The following is a 17920-nucleotide window of genomic DNA, read 5'->3' as shown; positions in this document are numbered from 1 at the left end:
CTCAGGTTGAAAACATATAAGCAAAGGTATTTGCTTTTCGATGAGATAATTGTGCGCAAAATACGGCAATAGAAAAAGAGAGAAACAATCCAATTAATATGGAACATTTTATCCATAATGACGTTGAATAAATTCCAGATACAAAAAAGCCCCGCTATAAGCGAGGCTTTTAAATAAATGGTGCCGACTAACCGAGTCGAACGGTTGACCTACTGATTACAAGTCAGTTGCTCTACCAGCTGAGCTAAGTCGGCACACAAAACTGTGTGCTAAGGCACGTTCAATTTTAAAGATTGAGAACTTTTATAAAGCACTTAAAATAGAAAAACCTTGCATAAGCAAGGCTTTAAAATAAATGGTGCCTCGACGCGGAATCGAACCACGGACACGAGGATTTTCAATCCTCTGCTCTACCGACTGAGCTATCGAGGCACATAAACTGTGCTAACTAAAGATAAAAATATTTAACTCTAGTTTTAAAAATGGTGCCGACTAACCGAGTCGAACGGTTGACCTACTGATTACAAGTCAGTTGCTCTACCAGCTGAGCTAAGTCGGCACACAAAACTGTGTGCTAAGGCACGTTCAATTTTAAAGATTGAGAACTTATAGTAAATGGTGCCTCGACGCGGAATCGAACCACGGACACGAGGATTTTCAATCCTCTGCTCTACCGACTGAGCTATCGAGGCACATAAACTGTGCTAACTAAAAGTAAAATAATTATTTAACTTTTAGCTTTATAAATGGTGCCGACTAACCGAGTCGAACGGTTGACCTACTGATTACAAGTCAGTTGCTCTACCAGCTGAGCTAAGTCGGCACACAAAACTGTGTGCTAAGGCACGCGTAATAATGTTTAAACTTTTTATTAAACACCACTACTTTAATAAATGGTGCCTCGACGCGGAATCGAACCACGGACACGAGGATTTTCAATCCTCTGCTCTACCGACTGAGCTATCGAGGCACTTTAACAGTGCTAATTAAAAACCTTAAAGGGTTTTCAATGCAATTCCCACTCATCTCTATCGACTGAGCTATCTGGGCGTGCGGCGTATTAAACGAGTTTTGCCCTTACAAGTCAACTTTTTTTTTATTCTTTATAACTGTTTGAACGGTTTTCAAGCAACTCAGTGCGTTTTTTATTAATAACGTTCATTTTTACCACAAATCAGACTATAACTATGAATAAATATAACTAAATCAGACTAAAAACGTAGTGAATTATTTTTCGTAAATGTTACGATTACTGCAATAATACAATAAAGACTTATTGTATTTAAATATACCAACCAGGGAACGTTAAATGCAGAGTAAATTCTCTTCACCGGTAAAAGGCCTACTGCCTCTTTTTTTGAGCATTAATATTGCTGTAACAGCACTTGCAATTGTTGCCCATTCATTCTACGCGCAAACTCAAGTTAGCACAGCTCAATCCAAACCGCCGGTTAATATAGTAACGCTCGCCGATAGATTAGATTTGCCTATGGTTGATGCATTAACTATGTACGGTCAAGGTAAAGTAAAGCAGTTACTCGATTTAACACATTTATTAGATAATGACTTTGAATATACTTTATATCGCTTCAATGCTACATCAGATACTCAGTTGGTATATAGCAGCAGTAAACCAGCCATCGCTTCTGTTAAAACTGAAAAGCACTTAGTTGAAGAAGGTATCCTGCATCACTTACTACTGCTGAACGATCAGCCAATTGGCGAGCTTATCATTAAGCAAAATTTACCTTCCACACCTTTAAGCACTCAAGATTCTCAAGTAATTGCTTATATAATTGCTATAGCGTGTGTTGCTGCATTATTTATACTTACTTTAATGTTTAATATGTACATTAATATTCGCTTACGTAAAAGCACTGACACTCTTACGCAAGAGCTGCAGGCAATCACCGACGATGCTAATTACAATAGTAATGTTGACGAGCAACTCGATATTGGCCTAGGTGTAGTTGCAAAACACATCAATCTATTATTGCAAAAAGTACAAAGTGCAATGAGTGAGAGTGATGCTGCACAAAAAGAACTTTATAAATTACAAAATAGTCTAGAAGGCGAAGTACAAAATCGTACTTTAGCGCTTGAGCAAGCCACATTAAAAGCTGAGCGAGCAAGCGAAACTAAAACAACCTTCCTAGCAACAATGAGTCATGAAATAAGAACGCCAATGAACGGCGTTATAGGGACTATTGATTTACTGCGCCAGACCGAGCTTGATGGCGCCCAGCATCGCTTAAGTACGATTATTCGTGAATCAGCATTCTCGCTATTGAGCATTTTGGATGATATTTTAGACTTTTCTAAAATTGAGGCTGGAAAACTAAATATTGACCCTATCCCGTTTTCGGTAACCGATACTATTGAAGAAGTTGCTCGAGTACTTTCCTCTGTTGCTAAAAAACGTGAGCTTGATTTAGAGCTAGCAATAGCACCAGACATTCCTATAAATCTTACCGGTGATAGCGTACGTGTACGTCAGGTTCTGTATAACCTATGTAGCAACGCAATTAAATTTACGAGCACTGATGAAAAAACTCAAGGCCATGTAAAAATATCAGTAGAGGTGGTACATAATACTACCGATCACTTTACTTTACGCTTTTGCGTAACTGATAACGGTAAAGGCATGTCGCAGGCACAACTACGCGAAATATTTAATCCGTTTATTCAAGCCGAAAACTCGATTACCCGCGAATACGGAGGGACAGGTTTAGGTCTTTCTATTTGTAAAAGCTTAACTGAGCTTATGCTAGGGACTATTCATGTAACTAGCCATACAGGAATTGGCAGTGAATTTACTGTTGAATTACCATTTAGTACATCGGGAAAAATTAAGTACGCACACAAAGGTGCATTAAATGGTAAGAGGATTATTGTAGTTAGTAATCATCTAGAACGTGAAAAAGTAATGTACCGCTACTTATCTTTTATGGGCGCTAAAATTACTTATGTACATACTGAAGAAGAAGCTGAAGAATATCAGCATGCGCAAGATATTATTTGGGTGGCTGATGGCATAGACAATATGGATAAAACAAACGCGCTGCTAAGACGTTTATTTTATTCATTAGAAGATTATAACCAACAAGTTGTTGTACTAAGCAAGCTTGATGAAGCAGCTATAAATCATAAAAATATTTTTTATATTAATGCTTCTCCTTTATGTAAATCTAACTTTATGCTGTCTATTTTGGTGGCTGCTGGGCTGCATACTCCTAAGCAAATTAAAAAAACCAAAACACTTAATAACTATTTAAATGTTGAGCAGGCTCGTAAATCAAATAAATTGATTTTACTGGTTGAAGATAACCTCCTAAACCAGCAAGTGCTGACCGATCAACTACACATACTAGGCTTTGGCGTTGAAATAGCCAACAACGGTGAAGAAGGCTTAGATATGTGGAGAAAAGGTGATTATTCGCTTATTTTAACCGACTTACACATGCCTAAAATGTCAGGTTACGATATGGTTGAAAAAATTCGTAATGAAGCTGAGCTATTAGAGTCTATTGATGCACAGCCTTACATTATTGCTGTAACAGCAAATGCGCTTAAAGGCGAAAAAGAACGTTGTTTAGCGGTAGGTATTAACGACTTCATTACCAAACCCATAGAGCTAAACGCATTAGAAGACACTCTAAAACGTTGGAGCGATAAGCAAAGCCAAAATCAAAATGTGATTATTCACCAAGCAACTGCGCTACCTATTGATATGGAAGCAGTTGCTAAATACATAAATGGTGATGACGCTAAGCAAATCCGCTTTTTCAAAATGTATTTAGAACAAAGCCAAAGCTTAATTAAGAGTATTAACTCAGGGGTAATGGTTAACGATTTAGATGAGATTATTGAAGGCTGTCACCAATTAAAATCTATCTCCAAAACCATTGGTGCCCAAACGGTGGCCGATCTTTCAAGTGCATTTGAAGATAAATGTAAAGAAGGTGATCTCACAACCGATGAATTAATAGACTTAAGAGATAAGTTAGAAATTGAATACTCCAAGGCAGCTCAATTTTTAAAAGAACAAGTTAGAACAGCCCAAGCACAGCAAGAAGATGAACTTGCAGATTAATATAACTATGCTTTAGACATAAAAAAGGGCTAATCAGCCCTTTTTTATGTCTAAAAATTACTTTTCAGGCGGTCGATAACCTTCAATTTCTACATCTTTGTCTTCAAACAAAAAACCAACCATTTGTTCTTCTAAAAACGTGCGATGCTCTGGATCCATCATATTCAAATGCTTTTCGTTAATAAGCATTGTTTGCTTATGTTGCCACTGGCTCCAAGCTTCTTTAGAGATGTTATTAAAAACCTTTTCACCAATTTCACCAGGGTATAACTGAAAGCCAAGCCCTTCGGCTTCTTTTTGTAACTTTTGACAAAATACTGTACGTGCCATGATTGATTCTCTCTAACGCTAAATATGGAGCTATTCTATACTATTGCTGTAATTTGTTTAACCAACTTTTTAGTTGGCGCTGCTAAGCCAACCTCTATTGATTGATCAAGCGGATACCAGACCAATTGTTTATCATTTACTACATCAGGTATTTTCTCAACATTGAGCACATGCGGGCTAATAGTCAGCTCAAAGTGTGAAAACACATGAATAAATGCTTCAAGCTCTTCCAAATCAACTTCTAACCCTTGCTGAGCTAAAAACACCTCAAGCTCTTTATACTCATTAAATTCAAAAAAGCCAAATAGTCCTCCCCAAATACCGCTGTTAGGGCGTTTTTCCATAAGCACTTTATCGCCGCACTGAACAATTAACTGATGACAACTCTTCTTTGGTACTGCTTTTTTAGGTTTAGAATGTGGAAACTCTTTTACTTTACCTGCATTAAAAGCACCACAACCTGAATTTAATGGGCAAGCCTCGCAATCAAACCGACTGCGTGAGCAAACGCTAGACCCTAAATCCATCATAGCTTGATTAAATTCGGTGACATTATTTTTAGGTGTTAACTGCTCTGATAAATGCCAAAGCTGGTTTTCGACTTTTTTAACGCCGTACCAGCCCTCAACCATAAAATAGCGCGCTAAAACTCGCTTCACGTTCCCATCTAAAATAGGGTGATGCTGCCCAAGCGACAATGATAAAACAGCCCCTGCAGTAGAGCGCCCTATTCCTGGTAAATCTATTACTTCATCGAGTGTTTTCGGAAACTCACCTTGGTATTTGTCACGCACTATTTTAGCTGTTTTGTGTAAGTTACGCGCACGAGCGTAATACCCTAAGCCGGTCCAGTGATGCAGTACTAAGTCTTCATCCGCATCAGCTAAAGCGATAATATCTGGAAAGCTTTGCATAAACTTTTCAAAGTATGGAATAACAGTAATAACTTGGGTTTGCTGCAGCATCACTTCAGACACCCACACTTTATAAGGTGTTTTACCTAGCTGCCACGGGAGTGTTTTACGCCCATGAAGGTGATACCAATCAACAACTTGATTAGAAAACCAGCCTGACTGTTCTTTATTTAAATCCAACATTTTTAACTTTTACTGATGCCCAATGGCGGCTCAGTCTATTGCAGTTAACAAAAAGATCAAGCTATACGGAGTGTAAAACCAGCTAATACTTGTGATTGCGGTCTCGGTCAGGGATAATATGCAACCATTTTTAAACACATTGTTTTTGTCAGGCCAATAATATGAGTGAATCAAGCAACACTAACCTTGAGCAAGCTAAGCAAGAAGGTAAATACATCCGCACCATTCGTAGTTTTGTAAAACGCGAAGGTCGATTAACCAAAGGCCAAGCCGCTGCAATCGAAAAATGCTGGCCAACAATGGGCCTAGAGCATAAAAACGGTATGCTTGATTTAAGCGAAGTTTTTGGCAACAACAACGATGTAGTAGTAGAAATTGGTTTTGGTATGGGTAAGTCGCTTGTCGAAATGGCAGCAAATGCTCCCCACCTAAACTTTATTGGTATTGAAGTACACCGCCCAGGCGTTGGTGCTTGTTTAATGGATGCCGATGAAGCAGGCGTTACCAACTTACGCATTTTTGAACACGATGCAGTTGAAGTACTTGCAGATTGCATACCTAATGAAAGCTTAACAACACTACAGTTGTTTTTCCCAGATCCTTGGCATAAAAAGCGTCATCACAAACGCCGTATTGTACAAACTGAATTTGTTGAAAAGCTAAGAGCCCAACTTAAAATGGGTGGTGTTTTTCATATGGCAACAGATTGGGAAAATTACGCAGAGCATATGCTCGAAGTTATGAATGTAGCGCCTGGTTTTAAAAACCAATCAGAAACAAATGATTATGTTCCTCGTCCAGATTTGCGCCCGCTTACTAAGTTTGAGCAGCGCGGACATCGCCTAGGTCACGGCGTGTGGGATTTAATGTTTGAACGCACTGAGTAATTTGTAACTTTAAACACTCACTTTTATTTTTAATAAAACTCAACATACTGTAAGGCAAAGCCATTTATGAGCGTATTAACCAACCCAAGTTTACTGTTACTTCGTAATAGCGAGGCACTAACGGGCAAATCTATCTTGGTGGTCAACTTTGTTCAAGATGGCTTTTTAACAGAGCTTAAAAAACTGAACCCGCAAAGTAAGATAACTGCGTTTAGTTACAATCATGCTAACGGGGAGTTTGCTAAAAACACCAAAAATGTTGATATTCATGTAAGCCACACAATACCTGGTAACGACTACGATTTAGTTATTCTTTACTACCCTAAATCAAAACCAGAGTTATTAATGGCACTTGATAATATTCGTTCTGCTATTACTGATGATGCCGAGCTATTAGTTGTTGGTGAAAACAAAAGTGGTGTTAAATCAATTGAAAAGCAATTAGCGGGTAAAGCTGAGTTTAGTAACAAAATTGATTCAGCAAAGCATTGCGTTCTTTATTCATTTGCTGAAATTTCTAAACACCCTCACTTTGATATTACGACTTATCATAAAAAGTTTGTCGTTAATGTTGCCGACACCGAGTTTACAGCGATCAGTATTCCTGGAGTGTTTAATCACGGTAGTTTAGATATAGGAACGAAAGTTCTACTCGAAAACGCACCAACAATTAAGCAAGGTAGGGTTCTCGACTTTGGTTGTGGTGCTGGCTTAATCGCGACCTTTTTAGGGCTACACAACTCATCTCTTGAGTTTGTGTGTAGTGATGTAAGTGCACTGGCAACTTATGCAACAGAGCAAACTTTAAAGCTTAACAACATCAAAGGCGAAGCTATATTAAGCGACGGCCTTAAAAGTATCACCGGTAAATTTGATTTAATTATTAGCAATCCACCTTTTCATACTGGTATTGCAACCGACTACACAGTAGCAGAAACATTTTTAGCAAATGCAAAACAGCATTTAACTAAAGTTGGAAAGCTAAATATCGTCGCTAACAGCTTTTTAAAATACCCACCTATTTTGGAAACGCAATTTGAGAGCTATCAAACCGTTTTTAAGAACAATAAATTTGCTGTGTACAGTAGCTAATTTAACTCTATACAATGATTAAGCACAAACGTGCTTAATCTAACTTTCGAATAAATATAAGAATTAATTTAGTTTTTACCCTTCACTTTCCTTCTTTTTTGCTAAACTAAAATTCTAAATAATTAAAATTAATTCAGGCGATAATGAAATAATGCCTAAAAAAGTTCATCAAAGTAGCATTCGTAAAGCACTCATAAATTTAATTATGCTTATTACAGCTATTTGTTTATCGCTATCTATTTCTATTTCAACGTACTTGAGTGTTAAAGAGCAAAAGCAATTAATTATTAATAAACTCGTTATACTTTCTGAAATTGTAGCTTTCGATGCTGCTAAATCAGTAGCTGAAGATGATAGAAAAACTGAAGAGAAACGCCTCAAGTCCTTTGAAAATATTCCTCTTGTAAAAAACATACATATTTACTCAATAGAAAAAGCATCTCAAAAACCTGCTTTTTTTATTAGCTTTAATGCAAAAAAAACGCCTCCAGTTCCACTGAGAATAGACAGTGTAGATGAGCTAGCCACCCCACGTATTACGAGTGCACATATAGAGCTAACTCGCCCTATTTATAATAATGAAAAACTCATTGGCTATGTTTATATGCGTGGCAGCCTAGAGAGCTTAGAAGTATATATAGAACAAAAAATATTTATTGATGTATTGCTCACTCTATTAATATTAATAGTTGTGTACTTTATCGCAGCAAAAGTTCAACGACGAATAGCTAAACCGATAGAACAATTAAGTATGTTATTGCAAGATGTATCTAAAAATCATAACTACGATGCGCGAGCGCCAGTAACTGATGTAAAAGAAATAACCGCTCTTTCAAATAGCTTAAATATCATGCTTGCACGCACAAAAAGGCAACTTGAGCGCCACGAAAAAGATAAACAGGAAATAAAACAGCTAAACCAAAGTCTTGAAGAAAAAGTAAACCAGAGAACAATCGCTCTCAGAGAAGCAAATCAAGAGCTTTTATCAACCCTTGAGCGAATGCACCAGTATCAAACACAAATTGTTGAAAACGAAAAAATGGCGTCTTTAGGGCAAATGGTGGCAGGTGTTGCACATGAAGTTAATACACCAATAGGGCTTGGGATTACAGGCTCAACCTTACTTCGCGATAAATTAGCAGATATACAACAAAGCTTTAATGATAAAAAATTGACTTCAAGCCACCTAAAACGCTTTATAGATGAAGGCATAGAAAACTTAGATTTAATCTATCGTAACCTAAATCGCGCCGCAGACCTTATATCCAACTTTAAAAAAGTAGCCGTAATCCAAGACGACGGTGTTAATACCTATATTAATGTACATACATTAATAACTGACGTTTTAACATCAATTCAATCTGATTTACTGTCTAAAAAGCCTATTGTTACTATTAACTGTCCGAACGACTTAATCATTCATAGTAAGTCAGAACCTCTACAGCAGGTGTTTCAACAGTTACTTATGAACTCTGTAATTCATGGATTTATAGGTAAAGAAAACAACGAAATTCGCTTTGACGTAGAGCTGGTAGGGAAGAAATTAACAATCGTTTATTCTGACAATGGCCTAGGCGTTGATAAAAACATTAAAAATAGAATTTTTGACCCCTTTGTAACTTCAAAGCGCGGGCAAGGTGCAAGTGGCTTAGGGATGCACTTAGTTTATAACCTAGTAACACAAGCGCTTGGCGGAAGAGTAATGTTTGATCTTGAAGAAGAACACGGTGCTCGCTTTATAATTACTATTCCTTAAATAAAGATCACTAAAAAGTACATATATTTAAAATTCATCCTTGAATTAGCATTTAATGACCTCATTAATGAGGCATGTGATAAGCGCGTAACATTATTTAATTACCTTAAATAAATATTACCAAGCGATTTATGAACTTTTTTATCTTTGCTGTATCACATATATTGATGAAAAGTTAGAAAGTGATATAGTTTTGCTTTGAATTAGTCTGATTATTTTAAATACCTTGCTTGATTGAATGATGTATCAATTATCAAAGGAAAATGGCTTCGACTTTATGATTCAAATGACTACATCTACGTATATATCAATTAAACAGTAGTTTTTGCACTGCCCTTTTTAGTAGACTTTGGACACCCTGCTGTTTTATTTTTATCCAATTTGTTTTTTCCTTGTTAACAAATGGGTATAATCCTATAATCTCTAGTAATCGGTTATAAGTTCATCACCGGTTTTTTATAAATAAAATATTCCAAAAGGTTAATTAATAATGCAAACGCCAGTCATTCTAATCGTAGAAGATGAAGACGTAACTCGACTGAACCTAGTTAGTTTATTTGAAGCTGAAGGGTACAAAGTTATTGAAGCCATTGATGGCGATGATATGCATGACAAGCTTACAAATAACGATGACGTTAATCTTGTAGTTATGGATATCAACCTTCCTGGTAAAAACGGTCTTATTTTAGCCCGTGAATTACGCCAAAAGCGTAAAGTAGGCCTTATATTCCTAACTGGTCGCGACAACGATGTTGACCGTATTTTAGGTCTTGAAATTGGTGCAGATGACTATGTTACTAAGCCATTCAACCCGCGTGAATTAACTATTAGAGCTCGCAACCTAATTACTCGTACTGCTTTAGGCGGTGAAGAGTCTGCACTAGAAACAAATGGTGTTATTACATTTAATGGTTGGGAACTTGATGAAAACAGCCGTTGTCTTACTTCTCCAAATGGCGACGCAAAACGTTTACCAAAAGGTGAGTATAGAGCACTTCGTTTAATGCTTGATTCTCCAGGTCGTATTTTCAGCCGTGAGCAATTAATTAAGCATATGACGGGCCGTGAGCTTCGTGCTAATGACCGTACTGTTGACGTTACTATTCGTCGCATTCGTAAGCATTTTGAAAGTGATAACTCAACGTCTGAGTTAATCAGCACCATCCATGGTGAAGGTTACCGCTTTATCGGTAAAATTGACGCTTAATTAGAGTAAATTAGCTTTACTCTAATTGTTGTAAAAATAAATGAAGGGTTTTTTGTCCTTCATTTATTTTATCTGATAGAACATCTAACCACTGCTTTAACACTTCATCAGATTCATCAATCGCACCATGCTCCATTGTTTTGGCATGAAGCTGCACATCATTTAGGCCGACTGATCCAGCAGCACCTTTAAGCTTATGCGCTACTGATTCATATTCTTCTCTATCGCCGGCAGTTAATGAAATAAGTAACTCTTGCTGATACTGCGGACTTAGCTTTTCGAATAGCTGGCTACTGCGTCTAAACACAACTAAGCCCATCGAATTTACAAAGTCTTCTATTGTTTCAATATCTAATAAGTGTCCATCAATACTCTCAAGGGCTTCTTCACTTACTTTTAACTGTGGCTCTGTGCATTCACTTTGCTTAATACCAAATAAGTCAGCCAGCATTTTATCAAGCTTCACTGTATTAATTGGTTTGGCAAGCGCTCCTTGTATTGAAATACCTTCAAGCTCTTTTTCAGCACTGCGTACATTAGCTGTTAAAGCAACTATTGGGAGCTTATCAAAGTGGCTATCTGAGCGTATTTGTTTAGCAACCACGTCACCGTTTATATCTGGCAATTGCATATCAAGTAGTACTAAATCTAAGTCATCTTCGGTTTCAACAAACGAGAGTGCATCTTCACCCGTTTCAGCCCATAACACTTCATGACCGCGTTGCTCTAATAAGTTTGTAGCAATTTCGGCGTTAAGAGGTACATCTTCTACTAATAGAATATACAAACCACGGCCAACATAACTTTGCTCTGTTGGTGCTACGCATAAACTAAGTGGTATTTGCACTGTAAAGCAGCTGCCTTCGCCTTCAGTACTATTTACTGTAATTATCCCTTTCATTGCACTTACAAGTGCCTTAGTTACAGCTAAACCAATACCAGAGCCTATGGCATTAGTACCTTTTAAATCAGGAGCTTTGTAATACATATCAAATATATGAGCAAGCTGCTCCGGCGGAATACCTTGACCTGTATCCGACACTTTAATAACTAACCATGGGCCTTCTACACGATTTTCTCGGCTACATTCGAGTGTTACTTTGCCTTGCTGAGTAAACTTAACGGCGTTATTAATTAAGTTCCAAACAACTTGACGTAAACGAGTCGGATCGAGCTGTGCATAAATATCAAGCATGCCATTGCGCTCAATATCAAACTCAAGTTCTTTTTGCTCTGCTATTAAACCCGCAAAGTTAACTACATCGTTTATAAAGTCTGACACATTAATAGAGTTGGTCGCTATATCGAGCTGATCTCTATCTATTTTATCTAAATCAATAATATCGTTAAAAATATTACCGAGTGTTTCAGCGCTCGAAAAAATAGTATTACCCCAACTACGCTGCTGCTTGTTTAAATCAGTATCAAGCAGCATTCGTGTTAAACCAACAATACCATTAAGCGGAGTACGCAGCTCGTGGCTTAGCGTAGCAATAAACTTACCTTTATCTTTGTAGGCAGTTTCAAGTGCTTGAGCCGCTTCTTTACGGCTAGTAATATCACGACCAAAACCCAGTAAACCAATATAGTCACCGTCATCATTTATAAAAGGTAATTTACGAAGCTCAAACCAACGTGTTTCACCGTCCACTTCATAGCCTACATCTATAGTCAGCGCTTTATGGCTTTGCTCTACTTCTTTGTCGGTTTTCAAAACTTCAGCTAAAAAGTGACTAGGAAATATTTGCTCAACCGTTTTGCCAATGAGTTCGCTGCTTGATTTTCCCATTACTTCTTCAAACATTTTATTACAACCGGCAAATACACCGTTGTTATCGCGGTAATAAAATAAATCAGGAGATGAATCAACTATTGAGCGTTGCAACATACTTTGTTGAGCAAGTTCTTGTTGTGTTTTTTTACGCTCAGCAATTTCTCGTCGTAGTTCTTCAATAGCGCGGTGCTTGGCATGAAACGCCATTTTACGTTCATCAATTTCAATATTTAAACGACTAATATTATCTTTTAAGGTTTGATTTAAAAGCTTTTCTTGTTTGGTTGCGCTATCTAAATAAGCGTACGAGGCATCTAATTGACGAATTGAATTAAGCAATACACTTATAATTAAAGGGGAAACCACAGCAGTAAAAAACACCACAGCCAAAATATCAACAAGGTTTAATTCACCAATAGCAACATAATAAAACATGCTCGATAAAATAAGAGATACCGTTAAAAATAAGGTGTAACAAATAGCTGCGGTTTTAAATTCACCAAATCGCGTTATTGAGCTGGAAAGTACCCGAGCCCAGGGACTCAAAGAATAATCGGTCATACGTAATTTTATCTCTTAGCTGTGTGCTTAAATATAAAGAAGGCAATGCGCATGTATAAATATGCCATTTCCCCAGATTTTAGCATTTTTCTTCTCCCTATATTCATGTTGTGCGATAAAAACAGAATTTTTCATGTTTGATTTCGCATCTCTCCTCAACTCATCATTTCAGCAATAAATTATTTAGTGTAAAATGCCCCGCTTTATTATCTCCAAAATATGAGTAGCGCACATGCAAACCAATATGCCAGATATAGCAGACACTGCACCCGCTTTACAAACAGGTAAATTAGACTGGGTGGGCATGGGCGAAATAGAACTGCCATTTATTTTTGAGTCACGAGACTTATCACCGGTTACAGTTAATGCTAAAGCGCGTGCATTTGTAAATTTGCATAAAGAAGATGCGAAAGGCATTCATATGTCACGCTTATTTTTGGCACTTGATCTGCTTTCAACCGAGCAGCAAGTTAATCCGCAAACTATAGCGCAAGCACTCGACACCTTTATAACGAGCCACGAAGGGCTGAGTGATAAAGCACAAATTGAATTTAAATTTGAATTACCGCTACGCCGTAAATCATTATTAAGTGGTAAAGCGGGTTGGAAAAGCTACCCTGTTTTACTAACTAGCACAATTGAAAATAACATTATTAGTTACGAGCTAACCGTAGATGTTACCTATTCCTCAACCTGCCCATGCTCTGCAGCACTTGCGCGCCAACTTATACAAAATGCATTTAACGAAAAATTTAACCAAGAAACCTTAAGCCAAAAAGATGTGCACGAATGGCTAGGCACCACACAAGGCATTGTAGCTACACCTCACTCGCAGCGTTCTATCGCAAATGTAAAAGTAAAACTTGATAGCAATATTCAAGAATTTGACGTTGTGACGCTAATTAATACCCTTGAAGCTGAGCTAAAAACACCAGTACAAGCGGCAGTTAAGCGTGAAGACGAGCAAGAATTTGCCCGTTTGAATGGTCAAAACCTGATGTTTTGTGAAGATGCCGCACGTAAAATTAAAGCATTGTTAGAAGCAGACGCTTACAGTGATTACTGGCTGCAAATAAACCATTATGAATCACTCCATGCTCATGATGCTGTAGCTATTGCGGTCAAAGGTATTGAAGGTGGCTACAAAGCTTAATTGCTGCGTAGTTTCACTTTTAAAAATAGACGGTATTTATTTTATAACTAACACTTTTTAGGCACGTAAATTGCTTTATTTGAGCAGTGTCAATTTGTTGTTATGGAGTTACCGTATGGAATTCGCTTTACTATTAATCCTAGTGTTAGTTGTCGGGGCCTCTGTTGTTGCGTCAAAATTTAATGACGATGGCGGAAACCCGTATCCTTTTACCCGCAAGCAAACTGTTTTTACGCAGGTTGAAGGCGCTTTTTTAAATCTTCTAGAACGTGCTGTTGGCGATCAATATAAAGTTGTTAGTCGCGTTAAGTTAATTGACGTGATTGATTGTAAGCAAGGCCTATCGGTTAAGTCCAAGCGAGCTGCTTTAGCTAAAGCTAAAAATAAACAACTCGACTTTGTATTAATCGACAAAGAAAAAATGACTATTGTTGCCGCTGTTGACCTAGTTAACAATGCCAACAAAGATGGCCATAAAGCTCAACGCGACTGGTTTGTAAACGGTGCATTAGAGTCTGCGGGTATTCCACATATTCGTATGAAAGTTAAATCGGGCTACCGTCCTTCAGAAGTACGCGACGCAATTATGTTTAAAATAGGTAAGCCTGCTACAGCACAAACGCAGCGCCCTGTTCGTAATAGGTCTCAAAAACCTGCGGTACTTTCACCGTCACAAGCTAAAGCACAAACCACCGCTTTAGCTGAAATTTAAAAACTGAATTAAATACTCTCCTAAAAGTATTTAAAGCGAGCTCATAAACAAGCTCGCTTTTTTGTTTTTTATTGCTAACTTCACGTATAATCAAATGATTCAAACTCAGGAATTAAACATTATGAATGTTGGTATTATTGGCGCAATGGAGCCAGAAGTTAAAATTTTACGTGAAGCTATGCAAAATCCACAAATTTTAACTAAAGCAGGTTTTACTTTTTATACTGGCGAATTAGCTGGTAACACAGTGACACTTGTTCAATCTGGTATTGGTAAAGTAGCATCAACGATTGCAACTACCTTGCTTATTGATAACTTTAAACCTGATTGCGTAATTAACACTGGTTCTGCCGGTGGATTCGATCCATCACTAAGTGTTGGCGACGTAGTAATTTCGTCAGAAGTACGTCATCACGATGTAGACGTGACTGCTTTTGGTTACGAAATTGGCCAAGTTCCACAAATGCCAGCAGGCTTTGCAGCTCACCCTAAATTAGTTGAAGCAGCACAGCAAACAATCGCAAAAATTAGTGATGTTAAAACACTTGTTGGTTTAATTTGTACTGGCGACACATTCATGTGTGACCCTGTACGCATTGATAAAGCACGTAGTGATTTTCCATCAATGCTAGCTGTTGAGATGGAAGGCGCATCAATTGCTCAAACGTGTTTTACACTTAATACACCGTTTGTTGTTATTCGTTCTATGTCTGATATTGCAGGTAAAGAGTCACCACAATCATTTGAAGAATATTTAGAAACGGCATCAATCAACTCATCTAAAATGGTTGTCTCACTTTTAGAAAAGCTTACAGCAGTATCTCTGTAAATGCTTAGCAATATTGTTCAAAATCACTTGGACTTTATTGCCTTTATACTAGCGCTCCTTGCTGAGCGCTTTATTCCTCTTATTAGCTGGTATCATCCCAATACAGCGTTAAATGCTGTTTTTAGTGCTATTGGCAAGCGCATATACAAAAGCAAAGAACCTAAAAGCTATCAATATTTGGCAGCTATACTCGCAAGCTCACTTATTTTAAGTGTTATTCTCATTATTGTAGTGTTACTACTCGAGTTTGCTTTTTACCCTGAATTACTCGCAGGCCTTATTTTATACTTATGCCTAGAAAGTAAGAGCATCGATAAAAAAGCACTTCGCATTGCAAAGCTAACTAAACAAAATCAAAAATCCACAGCACGCGAATTACTAAAACCACTGCTTGCCCGTGAAGTTAATAGACTTTCATCAGCTGGTATTATCAAAGCATTAATTGAGAGCTTAATACTGCGTACCGCTCGATACTATTTCGTGGTCATATTTATATTTTTAGCATTTGGCCCTATAGCCGCCCTTGCCTATCGGTTACTTACCTTAATACAACAAGCATGGCGTAGTGATATCCCCCCAAATAGTTACTTTTTAAAACCGCTTAAAACACTCTTGTTTATTATTGAATATATTCCGATGCGCTTACTCGCTTTAACTATTGCAGCAAGTCGAGCAAGCAAACAAAGCATGCATTATATAAAGCATTATGGCAGGCATTTTTATCAAACAAATACAGGTTGGCTCTTAAGCACATGTTCTGCATCACTTGGCGTGCAGTTGGGCGGACCTGCTGCTTATTTAGGTGCTCGCTTTAATAAAATGCGTATTGGTACTGATAGACTACCTACACCCGAGGATGTACCTGTAATAATTAATAGGTTAAATCAGGCACGTGTATTTTGGTTGTTAGTGATAGCCTGCATTGAAATATTAAAATTGATTTAAAGGGCTCAAAATACGAGCACAAAAAAACCAGCCGAGGCTGGTTTTTGCGTTTTTAAACTGTGCTTAAGCTACAGTGATGTTTGCAAACTTACGTTTACCTACTTGGTAAATAGCCGTCGTGCCTTTTGCTACTTCAAGTTTAGTATCAGTGATTTTATCTTCACCGTTGAGTTTAACTGCACCTTGCTTAATCATACGCATTGCTTCTGATGTACTTACTACTAAATTTGCTTCTTTAAGCAAGTTAGCAATTAAAATAGTATCTTCTGCAATAGTGATTGTTAGCTCTGGGATTTCATCTGGTAACGCTTTTTTCTGAAAACGCTGAATAAAATCATCATGTGCACCTTGTGCATCAGCTTCACTATGAAAACGAGCAATTAGCTCTTTAGCTAGTTCAATTTTAATATCGCGCGGATTCGTACCTTGCTCAACACGTTCTTTTTGAGCTGCAATTTCTTCAATAGAAAGCGCACTTAATAAGTCGTAGTAACGCCACATTAGCACATCACTAATTGACATTATTTTACCAAACATATCGTTAGGCGCATCAGTAATACCAATGTAGTTACCAAGCGACTTAGACATTTTTTGAACGCCGTCAGTACCTTCAAGTAATGGCATCATTAATACTGTTTGCGGCTTTTGGCCTTCTACTTTTTGTAGCTCACGGCCCATTAACAAGTTAAAGCGCTGATCAGTACCGCCTAGTTCAACATCAGACTCTAGTGCAACCGAATCCCAACCTTGTACCAGTGGATATAAAAACTCATGAATTGCAATTGGTTGGCCGCTTCCATAACGCTTTTTAAAGTCGTCGCGTTCAAGCATACGTGCTACGGTTTGATTTGCAGCAAGTTTAATCATGCCTGCAGCGCCTAAATTTTCCATCCAAGTAGAGTTAAATGCAACAGTGGTCTTAGCAGGGTCTAGAATTTTGAATACTTGTTCTTTATATGTTTCGGCATTGGCTAGTACGTCTTCACGGGTAAGTGGTTTACGCGTTACGTTTTTCCCCGTTGGGTCACCAATCATGCCAGTAAAGTCGCCAATTAAGAAAATAACCTCATGACCTAAATCCTGAAAGGTTTTCATTTTATTAATTAGTACAGTGTGCCCTAAGTGTAAATCGGGCGCTGTAGGATCAAAGCCTGCTTTTATTTTTAGCTTCTTGCCCGACTTTAGTTTTTCAACTAGTTCGTCTTCAATTAATATTTCTTCTGCACCGCGTTTTATCTCTGCTAGAGCGGTTTGTAAATCCACTGTGTATTACTCCAAAATTCTGCCGACGAAGGGGCGACTAGTTACTTGCGTAGTCACGGTTTAATAAAGGTTTAAACCGAATAAATAGATGTAGCTAACATAACAAATTTCTACCTAATTAAAACAACTTTTTAAGTGATTCATGCAACTAAACTAAATCAATTAAGTCTTAGCGAGGTAGAGCGTTAAAAAAGGCTTCCTAACCTCGATTTTAGCGCAGT

At 37.7% G+C, this 17920-nt stretch carries 13 protein-coding genes and 6 tRNA genes; 9 read left to right on the top strand and 10 right to left on the bottom strand.

The features are described 5' to 3' along the window. Nucleotides 1–178: 178 nt before the first annotated feature. The 6 genes from EU510_RS13960 to EU510_RS13935 form a co-directional block, all read right to left on the bottom strand. A tRNA-Thr gene (locus tag EU510_RS13960) sits at nt 179–254 on the bottom strand. Between the two features lie 102 nt (nt 255–356). Then, nucleotides 357–432, bottom strand: a tRNA-Phe gene (locus EU510_RS13955). A 51-nt stretch (nt 433–483) separates the two neighbouring features. Next, a tRNA-Thr gene (locus EU510_RS13950) sits at nt 484–559 on the bottom strand. A 57-nt stretch (nt 560–616) separates the two neighbouring features. Beyond that, nucleotides 617–692, bottom strand: a tRNA-Phe gene (locus EU510_RS13945). 55 nt (nt 693–747) lie between these two features. Then, nucleotides 748–823: transfer RNA gene (locus tag EU510_RS13940), tRNA-Thr, on the bottom strand. 71 nt (nt 824–894) lie between these two features. Then, nucleotides 895–970 (bottom strand) — tRNA-Phe (locus tag EU510_RS13935). Between the two features lie 339 nt (nt 971–1309). Between EU510_RS13935 and EU510_RS13930 the strand changes: the two genes are divergently transcribed. Beyond that, nucleotides 1310–4093 (top strand): hybrid sensor histidine kinase/response regulator, encoded by a 2784-nt coding sequence (locus tag EU510_RS13930; RefSeq protein ID WP_149593984.1) that lies wholly within the window; start codon nt 1310–1312, stop codon nt 4091–4093. A 57-nt stretch (nt 4094–4150) separates the two neighbouring features. Here EU510_RS13930 and EU510_RS13925 read toward each other — a convergent pair whose 3' ends face one another. Both EU510_RS13925 and mutY read right to left on the bottom strand, forming a co-directional pair. Further along, nucleotides 4151–4423 (bottom strand): oxidative damage protection protein, encoded by a 273-nt coding sequence (locus tag EU510_RS13925; RefSeq protein ID WP_149593983.1) that lies wholly within the window; start codon nt 4421–4423, stop codon nt 4151–4153. A 35-nt stretch (nt 4424–4458) separates the two neighbouring features. Beyond that, nucleotides 4459–5520 (bottom strand): A/G-specific adenine glycosylase, encoded by a 1062-nt coding sequence (gene mutY / locus EU510_RS13920; protein WP_149593982.1) that lies wholly within the window; start codon nt 5518–5520, stop codon nt 4459–4461. A 161-nt stretch (nt 5521–5681) separates the two neighbouring features. Here mutY and trmB point away from each other — a divergent pair, with 161 nt between their 5' ends. The 4 genes from trmB to arcA all read left to right on the top strand — a co-directional run bounded on the left by trmB (nt 5682) and on the right by arcA (nt 10462). Further along, nucleotides 5682–6407 (top strand): tRNA (guanosine(46)-N7)-methyltransferase TrmB, encoded by a 726-nt coding sequence (gene trmB / locus EU510_RS13915; protein ID WP_149593981.1) that lies wholly within the window; start codon nt 5682–5684, stop codon nt 6405–6407. Nucleotides 6408–6473: 66 nt separating this feature from the next. Further along, on the top strand, nt 6474–7499 hold the full coding sequence (locus EU510_RS13910) for a methyltransferase (protein WP_149593980.1): 1026 nt from the start codon (nt 6474–6476) through the stop codon (nt 7497–7499). 151 nt (nt 7500–7650) lie between these two features. Next, entirely contained in the window at nt 7651–9255 is a 1605-nt protein-coding gene (locus EU510_RS13905; RefSeq protein ID WP_149593979.1) for a sensor histidine kinase, read from the top strand. 490 nt (nt 9256–9745) lie between these two features. Beyond that, a complete protein-coding gene (arcA, locus tag EU510_RS13900; protein ID WP_002962549.1) occupies nt 9746–10462 on the top strand; it encodes a two-component system response regulator ArcA in 717 nt (238 codons plus the stop codon). Between the two features lie 16 nt (nt 10463–10478). Here arcA and arcB read toward each other — a convergent pair whose 3' ends face one another. After that, nucleotides 10479–12797 carry an aerobic respiration two-component sensor histidine kinase ArcB gene (arcB, locus tag EU510_RS13895; protein ID WP_149593978.1) on the bottom strand — a complete coding sequence of 773 codons (2319 nt, stop codon included), beginning with the start codon at nt 12795–12797 and terminating at the stop codon, nt 10479–10481. A gap of 232 nt (nt 12798–13029) precedes the next feature. On the opposite strand from arcB, the gene folE2 reads away from it, so the two are divergent. The 4 genes from folE2 to EU510_RS13875 all read left to right on the top strand — a co-directional run bounded on the left by folE2 (nt 13030) and on the right by EU510_RS13875 (nt 16436). Continuing rightward, nucleotides 13030–13950: a GTP cyclohydrolase FolE2 gene (gene folE2 / locus EU510_RS13890; RefSeq protein WP_149593977.1), complete on the top strand. Its 921-nt coding sequence runs from the start codon at nt 13030–13032 to the stop codon at nt 13948–13950. 115 nt (nt 13951–14065) lie between these two features. Further along, nucleotides 14066–14662, top strand: coding sequence for a DUF2726 domain-containing protein (locus EU510_RS13885; protein ID WP_149593976.1), 597 nt, complete (start codon nt 14066–14068; stop codon nt 14660–14662). 121 nt (nt 14663–14783) lie between these two features. After that, complete coding sequence (gene mtnN, locus EU510_RS13880; RefSeq protein WP_149593975.1) at nt 14784–15491, top strand: 5'-methylthioadenosine/S-adenosylhomocysteine nucleosidase; 708 nt, start codon at nt 14784–14786, stop codon at nt 15489–15491. Further along, entirely contained in the window at nt 15492–16436 is a 945-nt protein-coding gene (locus EU510_RS13875; RefSeq protein ID WP_149593974.1) for a cobalamin biosynthesis protein, read from the top strand. It begins immediately after the preceding gene. 63 nt (nt 16437–16499) lie between these two features. On the opposite strand, the gene tyrS is transcribed toward EU510_RS13875, so the two are convergent. Then, complete coding sequence (gene tyrS, locus EU510_RS13870; protein ID WP_149593973.1) at nt 16500–17699, bottom strand: tyrosine--tRNA ligase; 1200 nt, start codon at nt 17697–17699, stop codon at nt 16500–16502. Between the last annotated feature and the right edge of the window lie 221 nt (nt 17700–17920).

The sequence above is a fragment of the Pseudoalteromonas sp. FUC4 genome, assembly GCF_008370255.1.
GTDB lineage: Bacteria > Pseudomonadota > Gammaproteobacteria > Enterobacterales > Alteromonadaceae > Pseudoalteromonas.
This window is presented reverse-complemented; position numbering and strand designations above follow the sequence as displayed.